The sequence below is a fragment of the Mesorhizobium sp. P5_C1 genome (genome assembly GCF_054049815.1).
Genome location: NZ_JBFULQ010001083.1, coordinates 1 through 1,046, shown reverse-complemented (window position 1 = coordinate 1,046; position 1,046 = coordinate 1). Strand labels below are relative to the sequence as shown.

Here is a 1,046-nt window from a genome sequence, read left to right as displayed (position 1 = left end):
GAACATAACAGAGATCAGGACAAACGAGACGCCCGCGTTGATCATGCCGAGGACGATTGTGCCAAACGGCAGGTGAGCATTGATGATGTTTCCCAGCGCGGCAATCGCTGCGCTCGCAACGAGAGACACGAGCAACATGAAACCTAGCGCAGCAACCAAACCCAAACTTGCTGCACGGGCCCGGACCAGACGCGACAACGAACTCCCCTGAGGTTCGACCTTCCAAATCGAATTTAGCGATTGCTGCATTTCGCCAAAGACGCCCGATGCGGCCACCAACAACGTCACTATTCCGATCACCGCGGCCCAGGTTCCGGATAGTCTGCTAGAAGCGCTCTCCAGCGCGGTCTGAAGGAGATCTGCGCTTTCTGGCCCCATCAGCCCGGAGATTTGCGCAGACAAAGCCAATTGAGCCGCGTCCTGACCGAAAACGAGGCCTGCAATGGCGACCACAATCAGCAAAATTGGGGCCAGGGAGGTGGCGGCGTAAAAAGCCATTGCGGCCCCATGGCTTAGGGCATTGTCGTTGACGAAGCCTACTACGCTTTCTCTCACCAAGCCCCATACATGTGTTATCGCGCTTCGCACTTTTTCGTCCGTGGTGGTGAGTTGCAATGGCGTCTACAAGCAATGCGCCAGAACTTCCGATGTTCCGATTGGCGGATGCGACAGAGGAATTCGACGGAAAGCTCAGCGGATTTTCTGCCGGCGCGGGATCCGTCAGGATGCGCGCGCAATCGCGAGCGGCGTGACAAAAGTTCTTCAATGCATTCTCGCGAACTGCCGCACGTAGCAGGGCGACGCGGGTCGGATCAATGCTACCTGACAGGCACCGGTAAAGGCTCCCATGGGCGGGAGCATGATCGACACTCTCAAGCTCCAGCGCCCGTTCGTGGCCAGCGACATAAACATGGTAGGGATGCGGTACTGAGATAGCGAGTCTTGGCATAAAACCCTTGTTACAGCAGTCCTCAATTCTGCAATCGGGGCTTTAGTCAATCTGGTCGCTGATGGCTTTGGTTTTGTCAGCGCCGGAGTCTTAACCC

General features: G+C 56.5%; 1 protein-coding gene. It reads right to left on the bottom strand.

All coding sequences use genetic code 11. The features are described from left to right. The coding region (locus ACXJ7R_RS34030) for a YihY/virulence factor BrkB family protein (protein WP_457155620.1) at nt 1–615 on the bottom strand (615 nt) is incomplete at its 3' end. Nucleotides 616–1,046 lie beyond the last annotated feature (431 nt).